The organism is Marinobacter vinifirmus (assembly GCF_002258215.1).
In the GTDB taxonomy this organism is placed as follows: Bacteria; Pseudomonadota; Gammaproteobacteria; order Pseudomonadales; family Oleiphilaceae; genus Marinobacter; species Marinobacter vinifirmus.
Genome location: NZ_NEFY01000007.1, coordinates 181939 through 207394, shown reverse-complemented (window position 1 = coordinate 207394; position 25456 = coordinate 181939). Strand labels below are relative to the sequence as shown.

24 protein-coding genes are annotated in these 25456 nt (G+C 61.0%); 15 read left to right on the top strand and 9 right to left on the bottom strand.

The window, feature by feature from the left end; all coding sequences use genetic code 11:
• Window positions 1-83: 83 nt before the first annotated feature.
• From B9Q17_RS11125 to B9Q17_RS11115, 3 genes are read right to left on the bottom strand one after another with little or no spacing between them, the layout of a single operon-like run.
• Entirely contained in the window at window positions 84-485 is a 402-nt protein-coding gene (locus tag B9Q17_RS11125) for a hypothetical protein (protein ID WP_094625263.1), read from the bottom strand.
• Window positions 482-1168: an anti-sigma factor family protein gene (locus B9Q17_RS11120; protein ID WP_244177372.1), complete on the bottom strand. Its 687-nt coding sequence runs from the start codon at window positions 1166-1168 to the stop codon at window positions 482-484. Before B9Q17_RS11120 ends, B9Q17_RS11125 begins: the two co-directional genes overlap by 4 nt.
• Window positions 1169-1178: 10 nt before the next feature.
• Entirely contained in the window at window positions 1179-1766 is a 588-nt protein-coding gene (locus B9Q17_RS11115; RefSeq protein ID WP_094625262.1) for an RNA polymerase sigma factor, read from the bottom strand.
• A gap of 201 nt (window positions 1767-1967) precedes the next feature.
• Here B9Q17_RS11115 and B9Q17_RS11110 point away from each other — a divergent pair, with 201 nt between their 5' ends.
• Window positions 1968-2858 carry a DUF4382 domain-containing protein gene (locus B9Q17_RS11110; protein WP_167373024.1) on the top strand — a complete coding sequence of 297 codons (891 nt, stop codon included), beginning with the start codon at window positions 1968-1970 and terminating at the stop codon, window positions 2856-2858.
• 38 nt (window positions 2859-2896) lie between these two features.
• Here B9Q17_RS11110 and B9Q17_RS11105 read toward each other — a convergent pair whose 3' ends face one another.
• Complete coding sequence (locus B9Q17_RS11105) at window positions 2897-3487, bottom strand: tetratricopeptide repeat protein (protein WP_094625260.1); 591 nt, start codon at window positions 3485-3487, stop codon at window positions 2897-2899.
• Window positions 3484-5793: a penicillin-binding protein 1B gene (mrcB, locus tag B9Q17_RS11100; protein WP_094625290.1), complete on the bottom strand. Its 2310-nt coding sequence runs from the start codon at window positions 5791-5793 to the stop codon at window positions 3484-3486. Before mrcB ends, B9Q17_RS11105 begins: the two co-directional genes overlap by 4 nt.
• A 120-nt stretch (window positions 5794-5913) precedes the next feature.
• Between mrcB and B9Q17_RS11095 the strand changes: the two genes are divergently transcribed.
• The gene (locus B9Q17_RS11095; RefSeq protein WP_094625259.1) at window positions 5914-7494 is read left to right on the top strand and encodes a bifunctional aminoglycoside phosphotransferase/ATP-binding protein; all 1581 of its coding nucleotides are present in this window, start codon (window positions 5914-5916) and stop codon (window positions 7492-7494) included.
• Window positions 7495-7510: 16 nt separating this feature from the next.
• On the opposite strand, the gene sfsA is transcribed toward B9Q17_RS11095, so the two are convergent.
• Window positions 7511-8242, bottom strand: a complete 732-nt coding sequence (gene sfsA, locus B9Q17_RS11090) for a DNA/RNA nuclease SfsA (protein WP_022990238.1) — start codon at window positions 8240-8242, stop codon at window positions 7511-7513.
• A 173-nt stretch (window positions 8243-8415) separates the two neighbouring features.
• Between sfsA and dksA the strand changes: the two genes are divergently transcribed.
• The 10 genes from dksA (at window position 8416) to pgi (ending at window position 20390) form a co-directional block, all read left to right on the top strand.
• On the top strand, window positions 8416-8856 hold the full coding sequence (gene dksA, locus B9Q17_RS11085) for an RNA polymerase-binding protein DksA (protein WP_022990237.1): 441 nt from the start codon (window positions 8416-8418) through the stop codon (window positions 8854-8856).
• 48 nt (window positions 8857-8904) lie between these two features.
• Window positions 8905-9822, top strand: coding sequence for a tRNA glutamyl-Q(34) synthetase GluQRS (gluQRS, locus tag B9Q17_RS11080; RefSeq protein WP_094625258.1), 918 nt, complete (start codon window positions 8905-8907; stop codon window positions 9820-9822).
• 4 nt (window positions 9823-9826) lie between these two features.
• On the top strand, window positions 9827-10003 hold the full coding sequence (locus tag B9Q17_RS18190) for a hypothetical protein (protein ID WP_022990235.1): 177 nt from the start codon (window positions 9827-9829) through the stop codon (window positions 10001-10003).
• Entirely contained in the window at window positions 9993-12956 is a 2964-nt protein-coding gene (locus B9Q17_RS11075; RefSeq protein ID WP_094625257.1) for an ATP-binding protein, read from the top strand. The genes B9Q17_RS18190 and B9Q17_RS11075 overlap by 11 nt, the downstream gene beginning before the upstream one ends.
• A gap of 7 nt (window positions 12957-12963) precedes the next feature.
• Window positions 12964-14367 carry a sigma-54-dependent transcriptional regulator gene (locus B9Q17_RS11070; RefSeq protein ID WP_094625256.1) on the top strand — a complete coding sequence of 468 codons (1404 nt, stop codon included), beginning with the start codon at window positions 12964-12966 and terminating at the stop codon, window positions 14365-14367.
• 722 nt (window positions 14368-15089) lie between these two features.
• Window positions 15090-16460, top strand: a complete 1371-nt coding sequence (gene pcnB / locus B9Q17_RS11060) for a polynucleotide adenylyltransferase PcnB (RefSeq protein WP_094625255.1) — start codon at window positions 15090-15092, stop codon at window positions 16458-16460.
• Window positions 16457-16957, top strand: a complete 501-nt coding sequence (gene folK, locus B9Q17_RS11055; protein WP_094625254.1) for a 2-amino-4-hydroxy-6-hydroxymethyldihydropteridine diphosphokinase — start codon at window positions 16457-16459, stop codon at window positions 16955-16957. The genes pcnB and folK (B9Q17_RS11055) overlap by 4 nt, the downstream gene beginning before the upstream one ends.
• 75 nt (window positions 16958-17032) lie before the next feature.
• The gene (gene panB, locus B9Q17_RS11050; protein ID WP_094625253.1) at window positions 17033-17827 is read left to right on the top strand and encodes a 3-methyl-2-oxobutanoate hydroxymethyltransferase; all 795 of its coding nucleotides are present in this window, start codon (window positions 17033-17035) and stop codon (window positions 17825-17827) included.
• Entirely contained in the window at window positions 17824-18672 is an 849-nt protein-coding gene (gene panC, locus B9Q17_RS11045; RefSeq protein WP_094625252.1) for a pantoate--beta-alanine ligase, read from the top strand. The genes panB and panC overlap by 4 nt, the downstream gene beginning before the upstream one ends.
• Window positions 18673-18728: 56 nt before the next feature.
• Window positions 18729-20390, top strand: coding sequence for a glucose-6-phosphate isomerase (gene pgi, locus B9Q17_RS11040; protein ID WP_094625251.1), 1662 nt, complete (start codon window positions 18729-18731; stop codon window positions 20388-20390).
• On the opposite strand, the gene folK (B9Q17_RS11035) is transcribed toward pgi, so the two are convergent.
• Both folK (B9Q17_RS11035) and folB read right to left on the bottom strand, forming a co-directional pair.
• Window positions 20373-20888 carry a 2-amino-4-hydroxy-6-hydroxymethyldihydropteridine diphosphokinase gene (folK, locus tag B9Q17_RS11035; RefSeq protein ID WP_094625250.1) on the bottom strand — a complete coding sequence of 172 codons (516 nt, stop codon included), beginning with the start codon at window positions 20886-20888 and terminating at the stop codon, window positions 20373-20375. The genes pgi and folK (B9Q17_RS11035) overlap by 18 nt on opposite strands.
• Entirely contained in the window at window positions 20888-21256 is a 369-nt protein-coding gene (gene folB / locus B9Q17_RS11030; RefSeq protein ID WP_094625288.1) for a dihydroneopterin aldolase, read from the bottom strand. Before folB ends, folK (B9Q17_RS11035) begins: the two co-directional genes overlap by 1 nt.
• 144 nt (window positions 21257-21400) lie before the next feature.
• Here folB and plsY point away from each other — a divergent pair, with 144 nt between their 5' ends.
• The gene (gene plsY, locus B9Q17_RS11025) at window positions 21401-21994 is read left to right on the top strand and encodes a glycerol-3-phosphate 1-O-acyltransferase PlsY (RefSeq protein WP_094625287.1); all 594 of its coding nucleotides are present in this window, start codon (window positions 21401-21403) and stop codon (window positions 21992-21994) included.
• 3 nt (window positions 21995-21997) lie between these two features.
• Here plsY and tsaD read toward each other — a convergent pair whose 3' ends face one another.
• Window positions 21998-23053, bottom strand: a complete 1056-nt coding sequence (gene tsaD, locus B9Q17_RS11020; protein ID WP_094625249.1) for a tRNA (adenosine(37)-N6)-threonylcarbamoyltransferase complex transferase subunit TsaD — start codon at window positions 23051-23053, stop codon at window positions 21998-22000.
• A 234-nt stretch (window positions 23054-23287) separates the two neighbouring features.
• Between tsaD and rpsU the strand changes: the two genes are divergently transcribed.
• Window positions 23288-23503, top strand: coding sequence for a 30S ribosomal protein S21 (gene rpsU, locus B9Q17_RS11015; RefSeq protein ID WP_007153483.1), 216 nt, complete (start codon window positions 23288-23290; stop codon window positions 23501-23503).
• A gap of 152 nt (window positions 23504-23655) precedes the next feature.
• Window positions 23656-25407 carry a DNA primase gene (gene dnaG, locus B9Q17_RS11010; protein ID WP_094625248.1) on the top strand — a complete coding sequence of 584 codons (1752 nt, stop codon included), beginning with the start codon at window positions 23656-23658 and terminating at the stop codon, window positions 25405-25407.
• Window positions 25408-25456: the final 49 nt, after the last annotated feature.

The window sequence follows — 25456 nt, the reverse complement described above, 5'->3', positions numbered from 1 at the left end:
AGGAAACCCCGAGGCTAGTGATTAGCAGATAAGCCCGGGTAAGGCCGGGCTGTCAGGGTTTTGAGGTTACCATAAGTGAGAAATTACGGACGTGACGATTGTGGCGGCATATCTGGCTTGCGCTCACGGGCATCCAGAGCCGGCTGTGGCAGCCGGTCAATTCCCGGTTCCCGCTTTTTTTCCCGCGCTTCCCTGGCCCGTTCAGACACTGACTGGCCAAAGTCGCGGCCACGCTCGCGGGCATCTTTTGACACTTCACGCCCCGGAGCATCCGGACGAGCCCGTCCCTGGTCGCCTGCCTTGCGCTGCAACACCGGTAATTCCGGCAGGCGGATTTCGCGGGTAACCGAGTTGGTCAGGTCTTCGCTGTCTTCCACCATACGCATGGTGACATCCAGGTCATTCGCCGCAGCTAAGGGCGCCACAACCAGCAAACTGGTGGTCAGCAGCCAACCGCCAAACGTTATGTTTTTACCAACACTCATGTTGCCGGTTCCTCCTGCTCATTGGGCACACTGTTACCGGGATGCTGGGGCACAACCGCCCGGAACACCTTCTGTCGCCCGTTGGCATCCAGTTCTGCAATCAGCTCACCGGCACCGGGAAACAGGATTTTCAGGGGCAGGGCCAGCACGTTATCGCCCTGTTCAAGGCTGACCTGCCAGCTAACCCGGTGCTGGCCCGGCAATCCGGACAGTTCCACATGGGGCGGCAACGCCAGGGTAAGCGTGACATTATCCAGGGGCTCACCGGCCGTGAAGGCCAGCCGTACCGTTCTGTCCACGGGCTCCGGCATCGGGCCAGCACTCTGCTCCTCCGGCGCCGGCTCACTGGCCAGTTGCGGCACAGGGTCCGGCTCCGGCATTCCACGCCCCAGCATCAGCCCGAGTACCAGGGCGGCAGCTACCGCACCACCCCAGGCCAGGTGAACCTTGCGGCCCTGACCGGAACCGGATGCCGCGGCCAACACCCGGCTTTCGAAATCCGCCGAAGCGGCCGGTACCGCATAGCGACTGGCCAGCTCGTCCTTCAGGACCGCTTCGATCTCTGCCTGCCGGGCACAGGACTGGCAGTGTTCCAGGTGCGCGCGCACCTGCTGCGCCTCCCCGGAAGCCAGCTGATTCCTGACAAAGTCAGGCAATTGTGATCGGATTTGCGAACAGGACATAGTCATCACCTCACAGTTCCTGACGCCCGGAACCGGGTTCCGGTTCCATGCATTCCTGAAGAAATTTTCGCAGGTTGGCCCGGCACCGGTGCAAGCGGGATTTTACCGTTCCCACCGGCACACCCAGCACCTCGGCAACGTCTTCCTGGCGCCAGCCATCCACATCGTGCAGCAGCAACAACGTGCGCTGGTCCGGTGACAATCGTGCCAACGCCTTGTCCAGCATCGGGCCCAGCTGCGCCTGCCCCAGGGCCAGTTCCGGTGAATGGTCGTCCGCTTCCAGTGAATCCAGCCAGTCTGACTGGCTGTCGGCGTCCATCAGGTCACTCACCGGCTGGTCCGCCTGGCGACGCTTCTTGCGCAGGCCATCAATAAACTGCCGGTACAGAACCCGGTTCAGCCACGGGCGCAGCTGGTCTACGGATTCGAGTTCATCAAGCCGGGGGTAAAGTTTGACCACCACATCCTGCACAAGGTCTTCGGCATCCTGGCTGTTGCCGGTCAGTCGCCAGGCGAAGCTGTGCATAGCTTGCAGGTGCGGCTGCACCAGCCGCTGAAAACGCTTCTGGGCTGAGGGACGAAACGGAAGGATTGCCAAAAAACGACTGCCTGGTTGCGGTTTCGGGAAGCGCGCAGTCTATAACAGCTGCGCCCGCCATGCACTTGCCACGCACTATGGCCAAAACATGTGCAAATGTTAATCAAAGTGATGGAACCCCACCCGCAACGGCTTCGTGAGCTCAATACTGGCGACCACAACGCCGGACTTACAACGGAAAGAATACAAACCGGAGGATTTATGAAGAATTCAACCAAGGTATTCGCAGTTTCCGCCCTCGCCGGCGCCCTGGCTGCCTGCGGTGGCAGTGGCAGCGACGGAGGCAGTACCGGACAAACAGGTACAGTTTCGGTAGGACTGACAGATGCGCCTGTAGACCATGCCGAGGCCGTAAACATCGAAGTCACAGCTCTTGTACTCAAGCACCAGGATGGCTCTCCGGTGAGATACGAGCTGGAGATTCCCGAGCCGGTCAACCTGCTTGATTACCAGAATGGTCAGGTAAAGGCACTTCTGGACCGGGAAGAGCTGGATGCCGGCGAGTACCAGTGGGTAAGACTGGAAATCGGCGAAAACAACAACATCGTGATTGACGGCGGGGAAAACCCGCTTACCACTCCCTCAGCCCGAGGCATTCAAACCAGCGGATTCACGGTGCCTGCTGGCGGCGAAGTAGCAATCACCATTGATTTTGACGCCAGGAAGTCGATCGTTAACCCCCAGAACGACCCGAACAGTTACAAGCTGAAGCCGGTACTTCGCCTGGTTGATAACGCCCAGGTTGGTACGATTACCGGCGCAGTCAGTGCGGAACTGATCACTGAGGCTTGCGGGGGCGTGGCCACAACAGATGGTTTCTTGGGCAATATTTATGTGCATGCCGGAGCGGACCAGACCCCTGATGACATTGGCAGTGCCAACGAGCCATTGGTCGTGGTGCCAGTCGAATATGGAGAGGAGTACAGCTACCAGGCAAGCTTCATTCCGGAAGGTGACTACACGGTCAGCTACACCTGCGACAGCGACCTGATCGAGGATACGGAAGGCAACCCATCAGACGATGAACTGAACTTCACCAACGGCCAGAACGCTACCGTAACGGCTGGAGAAACAACCACTGTAAACTTCTAAACCATTACGGGGCTGCCAATTAGCAGCCCCGTTCAGCCTTACAACGCCCGTGCCCGATCCTCCGCCTGGCTGGCCCCCGCAACATTTCCCCTCGCCCGACGGATATCCGCCAGCAACAGCCAGCCTGAACGCTGCAGGCTTGAGTTGTTGCCCGCCAGCGACAGCCCCTTCAGGGTGAACTGCTCCGCCGCTCCCAGGTTGTCACCGGCCACATAGGCTTCTGCCAGCTTGAAATAGACCTCTGCCGAACGGGGCGCGATTCGCTGTGCCCGCTCCAGACTGGAGATTGCTCCGGCAGAATCCCCTTGTTGCAAACGCTGGTCGGCGTCCCGAATCAGGGTTACCGCCGCTGCAGGCAGGGCGTCCCCGGATTCCCGGTAGCTAGGGGTACGGGACGGCTGTTCCGGCTCGCTCACGGCGGGCTCTTCGCTTTTGCGCCAGACACGAGGCTCCGGCTCCCGTTCCGAATTTTGTTCAGGCTCCGCAGTTCTCGGCGGCTCGGGTGCCCGGGAGGGTTCGCCGCCGCCCATCGGCACATAAATGGAGCCACCACCGGGGCCGCTGGCACAGCCCGCCAGGGCCAGCGCCAGGGCAAGCGGTGCGAAACGGATACTGGTTACTTTTATCATTGGAACAATCCTTCAAACCAACTGCGAATTTGCCGGCCGATATTGCCGTTGCAATCTGTGCTCATTACCGGCTCGCTGCCGGTGATAAATGGCACCAGCCGGGCATTGGCACAGCCCTCACCGGTCAGGGCCTGGGCCTCGGCATCTACCCAATGATACTGCACGCCGTCCGGCATTACCGGTGAAAACCCGTGCTGGGGAATCTGCGACATCATGGATGACCACACCGGCAGCGCGCCAGAGGCGCCGGTCAGCACCGTTGGCCCGTTGTCGTCACGGCCCACCCAGGCCACCGCCAGCAAGTCGCCGCTGAAGCCGGCAAACCAGGCATCCCGGCCATCATCGGTGGTGCCGGTCTTACCGGCCAGGGTGAGCTGGCCAGGCAAGGTATAGTAGGCTGAGCGGCCGGTGCCTTCCTGCATGGTTTCCTGCATGGCGTACTGCACCAGGTGAACGGCGGCCGGGTCTGCCACCTGGTCTACTTTCAGGTTGTAGCGGGACAACGGCTCGTTGTCGGCATCGGTCACTTCCCGAATGGTGCGCAAGGGGGTGTTGAAACCGCCGGTGGCCAGGCCCTGATACAGCTGGGCCACATCCACCGGAGCCAGGGACACAGAACCCAGTAGCATCGACGGGTAATCGGATATCGGCGTGGTCACCCCGAAATCCCGGAGTGTTTGCTGAACATTCGGAATGCCGATATCCAGCCCCACCCGCACCGCAGGCAGGTTATAGGATTTGGACAGGGCCAGGTGCAAAGGCACTTCGCCGCGCTCTTCCTTATCAAAGTTTTTCGGCTGCCAGAGCCGGCCGTCATCGAATTCCAGGGTGAACGCCTGGTCTTTCACCGGCGTGATCAGCGTGTAGCGATCCGGCTGTTCCAGGGCGGTCAGGTAAACAAACGGCTTGATCAGAGAACCCATCGGCCGGTGGGCATCCACCGCCCGGTTAAAGCCGGCAAATTGCGGATCCTTGCCACCCACCAGTGCCAGTACCTCGCCGGTATCCTTTGCGGTGACCACCAGTGCGGCTTCCAGTTCATCCGCATTGGCCAGTTTCGGCAGGGTTTTGCTGACCGCTGTTTCCGAAGCATGCTGCACCGCAGGGTCAAGTGTAGTGAAAATACGCAGCCCCTCACTCTGCAGGTCTTCCTGCTGGTAATCCCGGGCCAGGTGCCGGTGCACCAGGTCGATGTAGGCAGGGTAACGGTTCTCGGTAAACGAAGGCTTTGCGCTTACGCCCAGCGGCCGTGATTTCTGCTTCGCCAGCTCCGGTTCGGCCAGCAGCCCGGCCTCGGCCATTTCATCCAGCACCAGGTTCCGGCGCGACGTGGCCCGTTCCGGGTGTCGGCGAGGATTGTAATAGCTGGGGCCTTTTACCATACCAATCAACAGTGCCAGCTGGTGCGGGGCCAGGTCTTTCAGGCTTTCACCAAAATAGAACTGGCTGGCCAGGCCGAAGCCATGAATGCTGCGGGTGCCCGCCTGCCCCAGATACACTTCGTTCAGATAGGTTTCCAGGATGTCGTCTTTGTCGTAATGCAGCTCCAGCAAAATCGACATCAGGGCTTCGTTGCCTTTACGAACCAGTGTCTGCTCCCGGCTCAGGAAGAAGTTTTTCACCAGCTGCTGGGTCAGGGTACTGCCGCCCTGAACAATCCCGCCCGCCTTGATATTGGCCAGCATGGCCCGGGCAATGGACAGCGGCGCAACGCCAAAGTGATCGTAGAAACGGCGGTCTTCCACCGCCATCAGGCCCAGCGGCAGCAATTCCGGAACCTCTTCCAGTTGCACCAGTACCCGGTCTTCCCGATGGGCCGGGTAGATACCCCCAATGCGTGCCGGTTCCAGCCGCACAATCGCAGCCGATGGCCCCGCCAGTACTGAGAACGAGCTGACCCGGTCGCCACTCACCACCAGCGATAACCGGCGCCGGGCTTCTTCACCGTCCGGGAACAGGAAACCACGGGTACTGATGACAAAACGGCCACCATTACGCTGATAAGTGCCGGCCCGCACGCCATCACCCGGCCGATAACCGGACAGCTCCAGTTCACGCACCAGGCTCCCTGCGCTTACGCTGGCGCCGTCATACAGTTCCAGTGGCCGGGCATACACCCGGGATGGCACCTCAAAGCGCCGGCCTTCGAAACGGGAGGTGACCACCGCATCCAGGTACACCATCCAGCCGGCCAGCAACACCAGCCCCAGGGCACCGGCCCGGAACATGAAGCTCCAGAAGCCGGATTTCCGGTTTCCGGAGCGGGATTTGGGAGATTTTTTACGGGAAGAAGATGATTTACTCATGCCGCGATTATAACGAAGCCACATGGGCGACCGGCAGGCCTGTAATGTGTTATTTCTGTAATCTGCCCGCTATGATAGGCCAAGAAAAATCAACGAGTTCAGGGAACCCAGGAGAACAATGTGAGCGAGAACGCCCCGGATACACTGGTGAAGGCACTGCAAAACCCGGAATTGTACGACCACCCGGTGAAGGATTTTCGGGTTATCGAAACCCATATTTCCCAGGTTCTGCTGACCGGCGACTACGCCTACAAGATCAAGAAGCCCATGGATTTCGGCTTCCTAAATTTCTCGACCCTCGAACGCCGCAAACACTTCTGCGAAGAGGAGCTTCGGCTTAACCGCCGGCTGGCCTCGGAGCTTTACCTGGATGTACTGCCCATCACGGGCAGCCCGGAGCAACCGCAAATCGGCGGTGCAGGCGAGCCCTTCGAATACGCCATCCGCATGCGCCAGTTCAACCAGGACGAGCTGTTCGACCGTCGCCAGGAACGGGGCGAGATGACGGCCGAGCTGCTGGCCAGCGTGGCAAGGCAGGCTGCACAGTTTCACGACAGCCTGCCCCCCATTACCGATGACAAGCCGCTAGGCACACCGGAAGCCGTCTACGCCGCCATGCAGGAGAACTTCGACCAGGTCCGCCCCCTGCTGGAAGACAAGGCCCTGCTGACCCAGCTGGACGCCCTGGAAGACTGGACCCGCACCACCTTTGAACGCCACCGCGAGCTGATCGCCAGCCGCCGGGCCAACGGCCTGGTGCGGGAGTGCCATGGCGACCTGCACCTGGCCAATATCACCGTATTCAACGACAAGGTAACGGTGTTCGACTGCATCGAATTCAACGAGCCGTTCCGCTGGATTGATGTGATTAACGACCTGGCCTTCCTGCTGATGGACCTGGAATCCCGGAACGAACCGGCGCTGGCCAACCTGGTGCTGAACACCTACCTGGAATACCGCAGCGACTTCGAAGGACTGGCACTGCTACCCCTGTACAAAGCCTACCGCGCCATGGTTCGGGCCAAGATTGCCCTGTTCACCATGGGCAACCCGAGCCTGAACGAGCAGGAGCGGGAAGAACTGATGCAGCGTTATCGCGGCTACGCCCAGCTGGCGGAAAACTACGGCGCCATTCCCAACCATTACCTGCTGGCCACTACCGGGCTTTCTGCCAGCGGCAAGACCTGTGTGAGTGCCGCCATGGCCGGCGAGTTGGGGCTGATTCGCCTGCGTTCGGATGTCGAGCGCAAGCGCTTGCATGGCCTGGGGCCGCTGGACAGCAGCAAGTCAGGCCTGGGTGAAGACCTGTACAGCCCGGAAGTAACAGAGCAAACCTATCAGCACCTGGCGAACCTGGCCGGTGACCTGCTGGCCTCCGGCGCCTCCGTGATCGTGGATGCCGCCTGCCTGAAGGAACATGAACGCAACCTGTTTGCCAGTGTCGCGGAAAACCAGGGCGTGCCCTTTGCCCTGCTGCACTGCGAAGCACCGGAACAGCTGCGCCGGGCATGGGTGCGCAAGCGCAAAGGGGATGCTTCCGAGGCTACCGAAGAGCTGCTGGATGCCCAGCAAAGCTGGTTCGAACCCCTGACAACGGACGAGAAAACCCACACCGTGCACCTGCACACCGAGCAGGAGCATGTGGCCGAGGCCGTGGCAGACCGTATCCGCCAGCACCTGGGCCTGACTCCGGCCCAGTAAGCCCTCAGGGTACCGGTCAGGGCTCCAGGTTGACCGGTACCGCCTCTGTCAGGTCCAGCCGGCCGGTGGGATTACCATCGTCACCGGCCAGGGCAGACCGATAAGCCACCACTTCCACCCCCGCTTCACAAGCCTGGCGCAGTAACTGGCCATAACGGGCGTCGATGTGGTCTGCCGGGCGTACTTCTTCGATACCGGTGTGGTTCACCAGAAAGAACAGCACCCCACGGTCGCCCTTTGCCACCTGCGCCATCAACTCACGCAAGTGCTTCTGGCCCCGCTCGGTGACCGCATCCGGAAAATAGCCCCGCCCGCCTTCGGCCAGGGTGACATTCTTGACCTCCACCCAGGCATCCGGCTCGCTGGCATGGCCGGAGAGCAGCAGGTCAATCCGGCTTTTTTCCTCACCGTACCGCACTTCGCTACGGACGGTACTGTACCCGGCCAACTCCTCTACCACGCCGCTTTCAATGGCATGCCGGGCCTGGGCATTGGGCCGCGCCGTATTCACACAGGCCAGCACCCCGGGTGAGGTTTCCACCAGCTCCCAGGTGTATTGCAGCTTGCGCTTGGGGTTGTCGCTGCGGCTGAGCCACACCCTGGCGTTCTCCGGCTGGCACCCCAGCATGGAACCGGTGTTGGGGCAGTGAGCGGTTACCTCCTCGCCACCGGGCAGGCGGACATCCGCCAGAAAGCGTTTGTAGCGCCGGATCAGGCGCCCTTCCACTAAAGGTTCAGGAAACTTCACGTGATCTCCCCATAAAGTCGGCGTTACAGGGCTGGCACCCCCGTAACTTATCTGCTATTTTCCGCAAACTCCCGATTCAGGACGAATGCTTTATCCAGGGTTAAACCGCGCAGCCACGCTGGCGCGGCGGAAGCAAAGCGTTCTTGTGAAGTACAAACAAGAGGCCGGGTTCAATGGCAAACACTGCAGAACAACCACGCGAACGTTTTACCAACTTCACCCCTTATGAAATGAAGAAGGGTGAAGAGTATATGAGTGCTGACATGCTGCAGCACTTCAAAGATCTGCTCCTGCAATGGAAACAGGAGCTGATGGAAGAAGTGGACCGCACCATGCACCATATGCAGGAAGACGCCGCAAATTACGCGGATCCCAGCGATCGCGCAACCCAGGAAGAAGAGTTCAGCCTGGAACTGCGCACACGGGACCGTGAGCGTAAACTGATCAAGAAGATTGACCAGACCATCGACCGCATCGACAAAGACGACTACGGTTTTTGCGACCAGTGCGGTGTGGAAATCGGTATTCGCCGGCTGGAGGCCCGCCCGACAGCCACGCTCTGCATCGACTGCAAAACCCTGGCAGAAATCCGCGAGCGCCAGACTGGCATCTGATCACGCCTCAATGGCCGGCAGCACCCGCTGCCGGCCAGATGACTCCCTATGAAGCAACCCCGCTACCGCGGGCGCTTTGCGCCTTCCCCAACCGGCCCCCTGCACTTCGGCTCACTGGTTACGGCCCTGGCCAGCTGGCTGGAAGCCCGAACCGCTGGCGGTGACTGGCTGGTACGAATCGAAGATCTGGACCCCCTGCGGGAACCACCCGAAGCCACCGGACAAATCCTCCATTCCCTGGACTGCCACGGCCTGTTCCCGGACGAACCGATACGCTTTCAGTCAAAGCGCCATGGCGCCTACCAGGCCGCCATCGCCCAGCTGCTGGAATCCGGCAAGGCATATCGCTGCCGCTGTTCCCGCAAACAACTGCAAGCCCATGGTGGCCGGCACCCGAACCACTGTCGCAACGGCACTACCGGCGTTGGCAACGAGCCTTTCGCCATCCGCTTTGCCCTGCAGGACGAAACCAGCCACTGGCATGACCAGCTGCTGGGCCCGCAGCAACAGCAGGTACATGCCGAAATCGACGACCCGGTCATCCTGCGCAAGGAAGGCTTCTACGCCTACCAGCTGGCGGTGGTGGTGGACGACATCGACCAGGGCATCACCCACATTGTTCGTGGCTCAGACCTGCTGGACATGACCGCCCAGCAGCAACAGATCTACCGGGCGCTGGGCGCACAGCCGCCCCACTGGCTGCATATTCCGGTGATCCTGAACGACCAGGGCCAGAAACTGAGCAAACAGACCCATGCCCCGGCGCTGGACGATACCCGCCCGGCAGAGAACCTGGTACAGGCACTGCAGGCGCTGGGACAAAATCCGCCACCGGAACTGGCCGCTCGCGGTGTGGACGCGATACTGGCCTGGGGCCGGGCAAACTGGCAGCGACAGGCTATTCCCCTGACATCCCGGCAGGCCCGTGGTATAACCCCCGGTACACACACCCGTTCGGACCACTGAGCCGATGTACATTTACCGCCTGGTTTTTCTTCTGGTACTGGCCATCTATATTTTTTCCCCGAACATCCTGGATTGGTGGACGTCGCCGGATAACGTCTGGTACAGCCCCTATGTGATCTGGGGCGGGCTGATAGCCATCGGCGTCTGGCTGGAATGGCGACGGGATCCCAATGAGTTTTAGTGCCACCGGCCTGTTACTGGCCAGCCTTCTTTACCTTGTCCTGCTGTTCGGTATTGCCTGGGGCACCGAACAGGGCACACTGATGCGCCGCTGGGTGCGCCACCCCCTGGTGTATACGCTCAGCCTCGGGGTCTATGCCGGCATCTGGGCCGTGTATGGCGCCATTGGCATGGCAGCGGAGTCCGGTTATGGCTTCCTGGCCTATTACCTGGGCATCAGTGGTGCCTTTTTGCTGGCACCGGTGCTGCTTAACCCCATTCTGAGAATTGCCCGGGCCTACCAGCTCACATCCCTGGCCGACCTGTTCGCCTACCGGTATCGCAGCCAGTGGGCGGGCACCCTGGTAACCCTCTGTTCCGCCGCCGCTATCCTGTCCTTGCTGAGCATGCAGATACAGGCGGTTACCGTATCTGCCAGCCTGCTGGCGCCGGCCACCTCACCGGAAGCCATCAGCGTGATGTTTGCCCTGATCGTGGTGTTGTTCACCATGCTTTTCGGGGCACGACGGCACCAGAGTTCCGGCAACCATCAGGGCCTGGTACTGGCCATTGCCTTCGACTCGCTGGTGAAGGTCATCGCCCTGCTGGTGCTTGGCGGCGTCATCCTGTTCGGTGTCTTCGATGGCACCCGCGGGCTGGACGACTGGCTGGCGCAGAATTCCCACCCGGAAGCGGCCATGACCATGGCGATCAACGACGGCAGCTGGCGCGCCCTGCTGCTGATGTCCTTCGCCGCCGCCCTTGTGCTGCCACACATGTACCACATGACCTTCAGCGAAAACCCGTCACCCCGGGCGCTGGCCAAGGCCAGCTGGGGCCTGCCGCTTTACCTGCTGCTGGTGGGCCTGCCGGTTCCGTTGATTGTCTGGGGGGCACAGGCACTGGACGTCACCTCGCCGCCCGCCTTCTTCAGTATCGGCGTTGCCCAGGCGCTGGGCAGCCCGGCCCTGACCATGCTGATGTACATTGCCGGTTTGTCTGCCGCCAGCGGCCTGATGATTGTCAGCACCCTTGCCCTGGCCGGCATGGTGCTGAACCACGTTGTGCTGCCCCTGAAAACCCCGAGGGATCAGGGCGACATCTACCGCTGGCTGCAGTGGGTCAAGCGCCTGCTGATCGCCGTTATCCTGTTCCTGGCCCTGCTGTTCCACGAAACCATCGGCCAGAAACTGGACCTGTCCATTCTGGGCGCGATTTCCCTGTCCGGTACCCTGCAACTGCTGCCCGGCGCGCTCGGAGTCATCTACTGGCCGGAAGGCAATCGCCGGGGGCTGGTCGCGGGACTGGTTACCGGCCTGACCATCTGGCTGTTTACCCTGGTACTGCCGTTCTCGTCTGCCACGGATCTTTTATACTGGCTCGACCTGCCCATCAACCCGGGCTACGACAACTGGCACATCTTTACCTTTATCAGCCTGACGGCGAATATCTCGGTCTTTGCCCTGGTCTCGATCATCAGCCCCGCGTCGGCGGAAGAAACCAGCGCTGCCCAGGCCTGTTCCATGGGCGCACTGTCCCGGCCCCAGCGCCGGGAACTGCTGGCGGCATCCTCCCAGGAATTCATCCAGCAACTGGCGGATCCGCTGGGCCAGAGCGTGGCACGGCGGGAAGTGGAGCGGGCCCTGGCCCAGCTGAAACTGCCCAATGTGGAGTTCCGGCCGTACCAGCTGCGCCGGCTGCGGGACCAGATAGAAATCAACCTGTCCGGCCTGCTGGGGCCCTCGGTGGCCCGGGATATTGTAAAGCGGCACCTGGGCTTCAAGCCTCTGACCCACGGCGTCACCGGCCAGGATATCCGCTATGTGGAGCGGGCGCTGGGGGATTACCAGAACCAGCTGACCGGCCTGGCCGGGGAACTGGACAACCTGCGCCGGCATTACCGGCAAACCCTGCAGAACCTGCCAATCCCGGCGTGCTCGGTGGGCGAGGACGGCGAAATCCTGATGTGGAACCACGCCATCGAAGCACTCACCGGCATTTCCGCTGACGAAGTGGTGGGCGCCCGGCTGATGGCCCTTCCCGAGCACTGGCACACCCTGCTGGATGACTTTAACCGGGGCTCGGAGCTACACCGCTACAAGCACCGGCTGGACCTGCGGGGCAAGCCCCATTGGCTGAACCTGCACAAAGCGGCCCTGAGCGGCCCGGACCACACCGAAGGCGGTTCCATTATCCTGGTGGAAGACCAGACCGAAACCCGCCTGCTGGAAGACGAACTGATGCACAGCGAACGGCTGGCCTCTGTTGGCCGCCTGGCCGCTGGCGTGGCCCATGAAATCGGCAACCCGGTCACCGGCATTTCCTCCCTGGCCCAGAACCTGAAGCTGGAAACCGACGACCCTGGCATCCTGGAAACCGCAGACCAGATACAGCAGCAGACCCGGCGCATTTCCGCCATCCTCCAATCCCTGATGAACTTCGCCCGTACCGGCAACCATGCCCACGCAAACCGCTATGAGCCGGTCAACATTCACCGCTGCGTGGAAGAATCCATCAACCTGCTGTCACTCAGCGAACGGGGCATGGGCATCCGCTTTGTTAACGACTGCCCGCCCTCCATGCAGGTGCTGGGCGACGAGCAGCGGCTGGTTCAGGTATTTGTTAACCTGTTGGCCAACGCCAGGGACGCCTCGCCAGACGGAGGTACCATAACGGTCAATGGTAAGGGCGACGGCTACTCCGCTATCATCGAGGTGATTGATGAAGGCTCCGGTATACCGGCAGATCAGCTGGACCACATATTCGAGCCCTTTTACACCACCAAGGCCCCCAACAAAGGCACGGGCCTGGGGTTATCCCTAGTGTACAGTATTGTTGAAGAACACTATGGCAACATCCAGGTAGAAAGCCCGGCCGACAAAGCCGCCGGCCGCGGCACCTGCATGAGGCTGCGCCTGCCCGCCTACGAGCCAGAAACCGATACCGGCAACAGCAGCCCGAACGAAAGGTCGTGAACGCAATATGCCCCGTATTCTGATAGTTGAAGACGAAGACATTATCCGCTCGGCGGTCCGCAAACTGCTGCAGCACGCCGGCTACGAAGTGGCCGATGCCGTCTCTGTAGAAGAAGCCGAAGGGCTGGACCCCGACAGCTTTGACCTGATCATCACCGATCTGCGCCTGCCCGGCGCGCCCGGCACCGAAATGATCACCCGGGCGCCGGACACCCCGGTGCTGATCATGACCAGCTATGCCAGCCTGCGCTCCGCCGTGGACTCCATGAAAATGGGCGCTGTGGACTACATTGCCAAGCCCTTCGACCATGACGAAATGCTGGCTGCCGTGGAGAACATCCTGGCCCGCGGCCACGAGCCCGCCAGCAGCCGGGCCGATGAAGACCCTGACCGAACCGCAGACACCCCATCCGGTGACCCGTCGACCGTCATGTTTGGCACCTGCGAGCCGATGCAGCGGGTATTCACCCTGATCCGCAAGGTAGCCCCCACCGAAACCACGGTGCTTGTCCAGGGCGAATCCGGTACCGGTAAGGAACTGGCCGCCCGGGCCCTGCACCTGCTCAGCCCCCGGGCCAACAAGCCCCTGATTTCGGTAAACTGCGCCGCCATCCCCGAGAGCCTGATTGAATCGGAACTGTTCGGCCACGAAAAAGGCGCCTTTACCGGTGCGGTTTCAGCCCGTACCGGCCTGATCGAAGCTGCCGACGGTGGCAGCCTGTTCCTGGACGAAATCGGCGAATTGCCCGCCGAAGCCCAGGCCCGCCTGTTGCGGGTACTGCAGGAAAGCGAAATACGCCGGGTAGGCTCTACCCAAAGCCAGAAAGTAAACGTGCGGATGATCGCTGCTACCCACCGTAACCTGAAAGCGATGACCCGCACCGGCGAGTTCCGGGAAGACCTTTATTACCGCCTGAACGTGATGCAGATCCGTATTCCGCCACTGCGGGAACGCCGGGGCGATGTGCTGGGCCTCGCCAGCCGGTTCCTGAAACGGCAAGCAGAAAAACTCGGACGCCCGGACCTCAGCCTGAGCCCGGAAGCCATGCAGGCCCTGGAGCGTTACCGCTGGCCCGGTAACGTACGGGAACTGGAAAATGCCATCGAGCGGGCGTCAATCCTGACCGATACCGACATCATCACCCCCTCTGTGCTGGACCTGGACAGTGATTACGGAGACGAATACATCCCGGAAACCCTGGTGGAAGGCGACAACGAACAAACGCCCACCCGCGACGCAGATTCTGCCAATGACTTGTCTCTGGAAGATTACTTCCAGCACTTTGTGCTTGAAAATCAAGATCGTATGAGTGAAACCGAGCTGGCCCAGAAACTCGGCATCAGCCGTAAATCGCTGTGGGAACGCCGCCAGCGGCTCGGCATTCCCCGTAAAAAAGGCGCCGGCAGCTAACCATCCGAAAGGTAACAAATGAGCCATCGTTCATTTGTTACCTCCCTGTTCCTCACGGTAACACTCCCTCCCCAGATAACGTGACACAGGTAACACTTCCACCGGGTACGGGGTAACACTTATATCTGCATTTTTCGTAACCCGCTGTTAATAAACACTTTTCAAAAACTGGCACGCCCCCTGCAACCTATCAAGCGCACAACAACAAAAACAAGAGTGACAACGCGGCGTCAAAACAAAAACAAAAAGCTGCAAGAGCGTCCGGTAACAAAAACAAAAACAGGACGCGAGCGAACTGAGTGTTTTGGGTACTTTGCTTTTTTAGTGGTCCCACAACATGCGCGAGTTGTAGAAGTGGAGAAGAATCGTCTTCCAGGCGACACCGCAACTACTGTAAAGCCCGTGCCATGTTTCTGACTGCTCGTGTATTCAAAGCTTTCCGTTTGCGTTGCTTATAAGCCCTGACTTTGGGGCAACACGGTGGGGTAGAAAAATCAAAAAGAATCCCGACAACAACAAGAACAATGCAGATCGTCAACGCTTTCAGGGCGGGTTCGTAATCGCGAACCCGCCTTTTGATTATCTGGCTTCCGCAAAAGCCAAACACCTTCCCGAAACACCCCCTGAAACGACTTTATTGCCAGCGATTCCCGCCAAACGTGTGCAATTCCTGCGCAAACCGTTAAAATCCCCGTTTTTGCGGCTTGCAAACACGGAATTCCATGCCTAGACGACTAGTAGAAAAACTCCGCTCTTTCATGCCCGGCAACGGGAAAAAGAAAGCCAGACACTACCAGAGGCAAGAGATCCCGAGGGATCAGCACAACGTGTCCCGCTCGATGATCAGCGAGCCGGCCAAGAAAGTGCTGCACCGGCTGAACAAAGCCGGCTACGAAGCCTACCTGGTGGGTGGCGGCGTGCGGGACATCCTGCTCGGCGGCAAACCCAAAGACTTCGACATCGCCACCAATGCCACCCCTGAAGAGGTCCACGACCTGTTCCGGAACTCCCGCCTGATCGGCCGCCGGTTCCGTATTGTGCACGTGGTGTTTGGCCGTGAAGTTATTGAAGTCACCACCTTCCGGGGCAATGCCCGGGATGCAGAAGACGATGTTGCCGACGACGAGCACCGCACCAGTGAGCACGGCCTGCTGCTGCGGGACAACGTATACGGCAACCAGGAAGAAGACGCCCTGCGCCGCGACTTCACCATCAACGCGCTGTACTACTGCATCCGCGACTTCAGCATTATCGACTTCGCCAATGGCGTGGAAGACCTGAAAAACCACCAGATCCGTCTGATCGGTGATCCGGAAACCCGCTACCGGGAAGACCCTGTGCGCATGCTGCGGGCAATCCGCTTTGCCGCCAAGCTCGGGTTCGAGATCGAACCGGAAACCGAGGCCCCGATCCGGGAGCTGGCGCCCCTGCTGAGCCACATTCCGCCGGCCCGGCTGTTTGATGAAGTGCTGAAACTATTCTCCGCCGGCCATGGCGAAGCCACCTATAACCTGCTGCAGCAATACAGCCTGCTGGAGCCGCTGTTCCCGGAGACCGCCCGTGCTATTGAAGCCGGCGAACCCGACGAACTGATCCTCCAGGCCCTGCGCAACACCGATGCCCGCATCGCCCAGGGCAAATCGGTAACACCGTATTTCCTGTTTGCCGCCATGCTGTGGCCTGCCCTGCAGGTGGAATGGCGCCGCCGCCAGGACAACGGCGACCCGGTGCAACCGGCGCTGCACGGTGCTATCGGCAAGGTTATCGGCCGCCAGGTTCAGGCCACATCCATTCCCAAGCGTTTCTCCGGCCCCATGAAAGAAATCTGGGAAATGCAGATGCGCCTGCCCCGGCGCCAGGGCAAGCGGGCCTTTGCCACGCTCACCCACCCCCGCTTCCGGGCTGCCTACGACTTCCTGTTAGTACGGGAATCTGCTGGTGAGATTGAACCCGGCCTCGGCCAGTGGTGGACCGAATTCCAGAGAGTGGACGAGCGCGGCCAGGAAAGAATGCTGTCCCAGCTTGGCTCGGCCACGGCGCCCCGCAAACGCCGGCGCAAGCGCAGCCCGGTGAAACGGCCGCCTCAGTCATGACGGTGCTGGCTTACGTCGGCCTGGGCAGCAACCTGCAGGACCCCGCTGCCCAGCTTGCTCGCGCCGTTGCCGAGCTGGCCAGCCTGCCGGACACCACACTGATGGCGCAGTCGCCGTTCTACGCCAGCCGCCCCGTGGGCCCACAAGATCAACCGGATTTTGTGAATGGCGCTGTCGAACTGCGCACGACCCTGCCGCCACACCAGCTGCTGGACCACCTGCAAACTATCGAACAGGCCCACGGCCGGGAGCGGCTGCGTCACTGGGGGCCACGCACCCTGGATCTTGACCTGCTTCTGTATGGCGACCAACAGCTGGCAGATGAGCGGCTGACGATACCCCACGCCGAGCTGGCAAACCGGGACTTCGTGCTGCAACCCCTGCTGGACCTGAACCCGGAACTGAGCCTGCCCGATGGCCGCCGCGTCGACCAGCTGCGGTCCGAGTGTCCGGACAATCAGCTGCGCAAACTGCCACCCACAGGCGGAAGCAACTGATTAACAGCTGGCAACTCCGTGCTACTCTTGTAACAGGTATACCCCGGCATTCATCTATTCAAAGGCAAGGATTCTATGGCAGTTACCATCAACACCCTGCGGGAATACAAGCAAAAGGGCGAAGCCTTTTCTGCCCTCACCTCCTATGACGCCACCTTTGCACAGGTGGTCAGTGAAGCGGGCGTAGACGTGATCCTGATTGGTGACTCGCTCGGCATGGTTCTTCAGGGCAATGACAGCACCCTGCCGGTAACCATGGAGCACATGGTCTACCACACCAGCTGCGTTGCCAGGGGCAACCGTGGCGCACTGATCATGGCGGACATGCCCTTCATGTCTTACGGCACCGTGGCCGACGCCCTGGACAACGCCGCAGAACTGATGCGTGCCGGCGCCCACATGGTGAAACTCGAAGGCACCGACTGGATGCGCGACACCATCGAGGCCCTGAGCGAACGCGGTGTGCCGGTCTGTGCTCACCTGGGCCTTACCCCCCAGTTCGTCAACAAGTTCGGCGGCTACAAGGTACAGGGCCGTGACGACAAAGCCGCCGAGGCGATGATCGAACACGCCTGCGAACTGGAAGCCGCCGGCGCCGACGTCATCCTGCTGGAATGTGTGCCCGCACCGCTGGCTGCCCGCATCACCCAGGCGGTCAAAGCCCCGGTCATCGGCATCGGCGCCGGCAACGGCACCGACGGCCAGGTACTGGTGCTGCATGACATGCTCGGCGTCACCACTGGCCGTAAGCCGCGCTTTGTGAAAAACTTCCTGGCAGAGACCGACTCCATTCCGGAAGCCATTGCCGCCTACGCAAACGCCGTTAAAGACCGCTCATTCCCGGCCGAGGAGCATACGTTCAAGGCATGAGAACCGTACATTCACTGAAAGAACTGCGCAGCATCCTGAAGGCGTTCCGTCAGCAGGACAAAACCATTGCCCTGGTGCCCACCATGGGCAACCTGCATGAGGGCCACATTGCCCTGGTGCGTAAGGCCACAGAAGCCGCTGATATCGTGGTCACCAGTATTTTCGTGAACCCGATGCAGTTCGGTGCCAGCGAAGACCTGGACAAGTACCCTCGCACCCTGGCAGAAGACCAGGCCCAACTGGAAGCTGCCGGCAACACCCTGGTGTTTGCGCCCACGGTTGACGAGATCTATCCGGAAGGCCTGGCCAACCAGACCAAGGTAGTGGTGCCGGAAGTCAGCGAAGGCCACTGCGGCGCCAGCCGCCCCGGGCATTTCGAAGGCGTAGCCACGGTGGTGACCATGCTGTTCAACATGGTACAGCCTGACATCGCCATCTTCGGCGAGAAGGATTTCCAGCAACTGGCAGTGATCCGCAAGCTGACGCGGGACCTGATGATGCCCATCGAGATTATTGGCGCCCCGACCATCCGCGAAGATGACGGCCTGGCCAAGAGCTCCCGCAACGGTTACCTGTCTGACCAGGAGCGAGCCATCGCTCCGGTGGTGTACAAAACACTCACCAGCGTCGCCAGCCAGCTGGAGCAGGGCCGTTCGGACTTCAACACGCTGGAGCAGGAAGCCAAAGAGGCACTGGCCGGTGCCGGGCTACGCCCGGATTACTTTAATATCGTGAACAGCCTGACCCTCAAACCCGCAGCAGAAGCCGACCGCGAGCTCACCCTGCTGGTCGCAGCCTTCCTGGGCACCACAAGGCTGATCGACAATATTTCCGTAACCCGCTGAACCCGGAACTGCCGCCTGCCCGAACGGGGAAGGCGGCAGACAGAAAGGATACTCTGATGCCAGACAACACGGCAGCACTGACCCAAAAGCCCGAGTGGCAGGCGCTGATCCGGCACCAAGAAAAACTTGCCGAAACCCCGATGCGAGACCTGTTCCGGGACGATCCCACACGCGCCACCCGCTACCTGATCGAAGCTGCGGGCCTGACCCTGGACTTCTCCCGCAACCGGCTGACCGATGATACCCTCAGCGCACTGGCCGACCTGGCCCGGGCCTGTGGCCTGGAGCAGCGCACCGAGGCCCTGTTTAACGGCGGCATCGTCAACATCACCGAAAACCGGCCGGCCCTGCACACGGCACTGCGCCAGCCGGCCGATACCGACGTAAAGGTAGATGGCTGCAACATCATGCCGGAAGTGCACAGCACACTGGCCCGCATGGAGCAGTTGGTTGAAGCGATACACAGCGGCCAGCACCGTGGCCACACCGGCAAACGCTTGACCGATGTGGTAAGCATTGGCATCGGCGGCTCCTTCCTGGGCCCGAAACTGGTGGTCGAGGCCCTGAAGCCTTACTGGCAGGGCGGCCTGAACTGCCACTTTGTTGCCAACATCGACGGCACCGACATCTCCGAAACCCTGAAGGCCCTGGACCCGGAAACCACCCTGTTCCTGGTGCAGTCCAAATCCTTCCGCACCCAGGAAACCCTCGATAACAGCCTGGTGGCCCGGCAATGGTTCCTGGCCAATGGCGGCTCCGATACGGCTATCGCCAGCCACTTTATGGCGGTCACCACCAACATCGAAGCAGCCACCGGCTTTGGCATTGCCGCTGACAACATCTTCCCCATGTGGGACTGGGTGGGCGGCCGTTATTCTCTGTGGTCGGCCATTGGCCTGCCCATCGCGCTGACGCTGGGCATGGATCACTTCCGTTCCCTGCTGGCCGGCGCCCATGCCATGGACTGCCATTTCCGCAACACCCCGGCCGAGCGAAACCTGCCGGTGCTGATGGCCATGCTGAGCGTGTGGTACAACAACTTCTGGAGGGCCGGTAGCCACGCGGTACTGCCCTACGACGAGTACCTGAAACACCTGCCGGAACACCTGCAACAGCTGGATATGGAAAGTAACGGCAAGCGGGTAACCCAGCACGGTACCCCGGTAGACGCCACAACCGGCCCGATTCTCTGGGGTGGCGTAGGCGCCAACGGCCAGCACGCCTATCACCAGCTCATCCACCAGGGCACCCGGCTGATTCCGGCGGACTTTGTGATTCCGCTGAAGTCCCACAACCCCGTGGAACACCACCACGCCACCCTGTTTGCCAATTGCCTGAGCCAGGCACGGGCCATGATGGCGGGGAAAACCCGGGAGGAAGCCGTTCAGGAGCTGCGGGATAGCGGCATGGCTGAGGCTGCAGCGCAGACGCTGGCCCCGCACAAGGCAATCCCCGGCAACCAGCCCAGCAACATCCTGATGATGGAACAGCTAACCCCGGAGACACTGGGTGCGCTGGTTGCGCTGTATGAGCACCGCACCTTTGTGCAGAGCGTTATCTGGGATGTGGACTGCTTTGATCAGTGGGGCGTGGAGCTGGGCAAGCAGATTGGCAACGAAATCCTGCCGCGCCTGCTGGGCGAAAAGAGTGACGGCACGGCAGGAGACAGCGCCACCGATCACCTGATTGAGCGGTTCCGGTCAGCCAACGGCCTGTGAAATCCGCCGCCCCTGCCAGGTGAAATCCACCGGCCAGAGTTTCTGGTCGGTGCTGTAGGCCTGCCACAGACTCTCATAGCGCTTGCCACACACCGGATGCACCTCATCCGGCGCAATATCTGCCAGTGGACGCAGCACAAAGGCATTCTTCAGAATCTCGGCCCGGGGCAATTCAACGCCATCGGTTACACCGGTAACACTGCCCCAGGTCAGGATATCCAGGTCCAGCGTTCGCGGGCTGAACTTGGGAGCATCCCGCTTGCGCCCGTTTTCCCGCTCCAGTTGCTTGAAACGGGCAGATAACTCGCCAACCGGCAAGTCGGTCTCCACCCCCACCACCAGGTTCAGGAAGTCCGAACCGTCAAAGCCCACCGACTCGCTCTCGTACACCGGCGAGATCACCAACTCACCAAACCACTGTTGCAAGGCATCCAGTGCTGCCGTTACGTGCCGGTAGCGGTCGATGTTACTGCCGATACTGATATACACCCTGGCCATCACCGCTCTCCCCTTTCAATTTTTACACCCACCGCCCTGGCCGCCGGCACGGCGCCAGGCTTTCGCAGGGTTAATCGCAACCAGCGTACCCCGAACTCATTCTGCAGCACCCCGGCCATCTCTTCCGCCGCCCGCTCCAGCAACTTCGGCTGCAGTGCCTGCAGCACGGCAGTTACCCGCTCGCTCACCGCAGCATAGTCCAGGGCATCGGTTACATCGTCACTGGCACCCGGGCGCCGGTTGTCCCACGCCATTTCCAGGTCCACCAGCAGCCGCTGGGTGACGTCGCGCTCCCAGTCGTACACGCCGATAACGGTCTCTACCGCCAGGCCTTCGATGAAGACGATGTCTGTTGAAGCATCTGCCAAACCGGACTCCAGGATGTTCCACTCAAGGCTGATTGAATAATGCACAGGCAAGCGATACTGTGGCTGTTCGCCTGTCTGCCGGATTTAAGGGGCGGCATTTTCTCACAGAACACCCGGTGCCGTCTGCGCACCTGCGATGCAGCCATGGATGTAACCAGCAACCCGATTGTGACTGTACTGCTCTGCTTCGGCGCCTACCTGGCCGGCTCGGTGCTGTTTGCCGTTCCCGTATGCCGCGCATGGCAGTTGCCCGATCCGCGGGCGCTGGGTTCCGGCAACCCCGGAGCCACCAACGTGTACCGGGCCGGCGGCTGGAAACCGGCGCTGATCACCCTGGCGCTGGATGCCTTCAAGGGCTGGCTACCGGTGTGGCTGGCGCACCTGGCGGGGCTATCCATCCTGGTGCAGGCCATGGTGGCCCTGTGCGCGGTAACCGGCCATATGATTCCGCTGTTCTACCGGTTCAAGGGCGGCAAGGGCGTGGCAACAGCCCTCGGGGCCGGCCTTGCGCTGGCACCGGTCACAACCCTGATCATGGCCGGCATCTGGCTGGTGATCATGTGGCGCTGGCGTATCTCTGCGCTGGCCTCATTGATTGCCATTGCCAGCGGGCCGGTCATCAGCGCCCTGCTGGAGCCGGACACCCTGCCCCTGTTTGGCCTGCTTACCCTGCTGATTGTGGTGCGCCACCGCAATAACCTGATCCGCCTGGCCCAGGGCCGGGAAACCGGTTTGTAATACTCAGTCTACAAGGCCGTTAGCCCGGGGCTCATTCACCGCCGGCAGGGTGTTCATCGGCCAGCGCGGCACCGACACAATCCGTTCACCGTCACGCTGCCCGGCCCGCAGCCGCTGGGCACCGGCGTAGGCAATCATGGCCCCGTTATCGGTGCAGAATTCCGGGCGGGCATAGAACACAGAGCCGCGCAGCTTCGCGGCCATCTTCTCCAACCCGGCCCGCAGCCGCTTGTTGGCACTTACGCCACCGGCAATCACCAGCCGCTTGCAGCCGGTCTGCTCCAGTGCCCGCTTGCATTTGATGGTCAGGGTATCCACCACCGCCGCCTCGAAGGCCAGGGCGATATCGGCTTTTACCTGCTCGTCCAGGTTGCCGTTATCCCGGGCCGCATTCACGGTATTCAGGGTAAAGGTTTTCAGGCCGCTGAAACTGAAGTCCAGGCCGGGGCGATCGGTCATCGGGCGCGGAAACCGGTAGATGCCATCGCGGCCCTTTTCGGCCAGCGCCGCCACCCGGGGGCCGCCGGGGTAATCCAGGCCCAGCATCTTGGCGGTTTTATCGAAAGCCTCACCGGCGGCGTCGTCTACCGATTCGCCCAGCATTTCATACTCGCCAATGCCGTCTACCCGCACCAGCTGGGTGTGGCCGCCGGATACCAGCAGCGCCACAAACGGAAATTCCGGCGGGTTGTCTTCCAGCATGGGCGCCAGCAAATGGCCTTCCATGTGGTGCACACCCAGTACCGGAATATCCAGCGCAAAACCCAGGGCGTGGGCCACCGAGCCGCCCACCATCAACGCGCCGATCAGGCCCGGGCCGGCGGTGTAGGCAATGCCCTCAAGATCCTTGCGGGTTTTGCCGGCCTCGGCCAGCACCTGGTCGCACAGGGGCAACAATTTGCGCACGTGATCCCGCGAGGCCAGCTCCGGCACTACCCCGCCGTAGTCGGCGTGCATGTCAATCTGGCTGAACAGGGCGTGGGCCAGCAGCCCCTGCTCGTCATCAAACAGGGCAACGCCGGTTTCGTCGCAGGAGGTTTCAATACCAAGAATCAGCATAGTCAGGCCGTATCCGCAGGAGGAGAAATGAAAGCTGGCGGCATTTTAGCAGAAACCCGAAAGCCTCCGGCAGTTTCGTTGAACAATGATTGACCTCGGCAGGCCCAGCCGTTATCATTGCCGCCCTAAATTAGCACTGGTCGAGTTTTAGCCAATCTGACCAGGGATCGAGCCCGCATGGCAAAGGCCGGCGGAACCAATTGAAACCGAATCTATCAGGTAGGTGATTTTCGAATGCCAGCTGTTAAAGTGAAAGAGAATGAGCCGTTTGATGTAGCACTGCGTCGCTTCAAGCGTTCCTGCGAGAAGGCCGGTGTACTGTCTGAAGTACGTCGTCGTGAGCACTACGAGAAGCCGACCGCTGTACGTAAGCGCAAAGCAGCTGCCGCCGTTAAGCGTCATCTCAAGAAGCTTCAGCGTGAGCAGCGTAAGTTCGAGCGTCTGTACTGAGTTCAGAACGCATCGACAGCAAGACTGATTGCCGGAACGGCGTTTCGCCCTACCCGGCAAACTGAAAATGCCGCCGAGGCCTGGCTTCGGCGGCATTTTTGGCTATGGTGAATAGCGTTTTACCCCGGCACCCAGGCTGAAGTGGAGCCACCATGAGCGGACTGATCCCTCAACGATTTGTTGAAGACCTGCTGGATCGTATCGACCTGGCGGAGCTGATCGGTTCCCGCATTACCCTGAAAAAAGCCGGCGCAAATTACAAAGCCTGCTGCCCGTTCCACGACGAAAAAACACCTTCGTTTAACGTTCGGCCAGACAAAGGCTTCTATCACTGTTTCGGATGCGGCGCCCACGGCGATGCCATCAGCTTCGTTCGTGAGTTCGAGGGCCTCGGGTTTACCGAAGCAGTGGAAGAACTGGCCAGGCGCGCAGGGCTTGAAGTGCCTTACGACAAGGCCGCCAAGCAGGAAATGCAGCAGGCCCGGACGCTGACCGATGCGCTGGACTTTGCCAATCGCTTTTACCAGTCGGCCCTGGCCGGCCAGCAAGGCGCCTACGCCAGGGACTACCTGACACAGCGCGGACTGGATAATTCGATTATCCAGCAATACCAGATCGGCTTCGCCCCGGGCACAGGCACCGCCCTTTACGACGCAGCCCCGAAAGATCTGAAGGGCCCGCTGATTGAAACCCGGACGGTTTCCGATCAATACGGCCGCCCCAGAGACCTGTTTCGCAACCGGGTAATGTTCCCGATCCGGAACACCCGGGGCAAAACCGTCGCTTTCGGTGGTCGCACACTGGGCGACGACAAAGCCAAGTACATCAATTCGCCGGAATCGGACGTATTCCACAAGAGCCGTGAAATCTACGGCCTGTTCGAGGCCCGGCAAGCCATCCGCCAGCTGGACAAGCTGCTGGTGGTGGAAGGCTACATGGACGTGATCGCCCTGGCCCAGCACGGCATTCACTACGCCGTTGCTACCCTGGGGACAGCGACCAACCAGGACAGCCTGAACGCCCTGCTGCGGCAGGTAAGACACATCGTATTCTGCTTTGACGGCGACCAGGCCGGCTTCCGTGCTGCCGACCGTGCCATGGAAAATGCCCTGGAGCTGATGGCAGACGGCCTGCATCTGCAGTTTCTGATGCTGCCGCAAGGCGAAGACCCGGACACCCTGATCCGAAAAGAGGGTGCCGAGGCCTTCCAGAAACGCATAGACGGCGCCACTCCGCTCTCGCGCTACCTGTTTGACCGCCAGAGCGAAGGGCTCGACCTGCAACTGCCGGAACACCGGGGTGAACTGAGAGCCCGGGCCGAGCCGCTACTGAACAAAATGCCCCGCAGCACACTGCGGGACGCCATGTGGCACGAAATGCTGCGACTGTGCGGCGGCCGCAACCAGTGGCAGAACCGCCAGCAAGGCCAGAACTACAAGGCCCGGGGCTGGCGCAACGAAGGCCAGAACCGGCCTTCAGAAGAACGTATTGACGTAAAACTCAGCAAAGACAGCACCTTGTGCCTGGCCCTGCTGGAGGCGCCGGAACTGGCCACGGAAGTGAAAGCCCTGGCCGACCGCACAAGGCAACTGGAGCAGGCCGGCCGACTGGCCCGCTGGCTGCTGGAAAACAACATCCAGACCCGCAAAGCACTGGTAGCGGGACTGGCAACCGATAAGCAGGCCCGCGACAGGTTCTACAACCTGTTCGACGGACTGGAGCACATACCGGCACGGGAAAGCACACTGGCTGCTGCCAGAGAGCTGTTAAGCCCGAACGAAGAAGCCGCGCGCCAGCAAAGACTGGCAACCCTGCTCCGGAACCTGGCAACGCTCACCCCGGAACAGCGGGAAGAGCTGAGAACCCTCAGCGCGGGTACGTTAAACCCGAAAGCCGGGGAGTAAAAACTTGAAACTATCGCAATTGATCACCATCTAACCGGTTGGTGGCAGC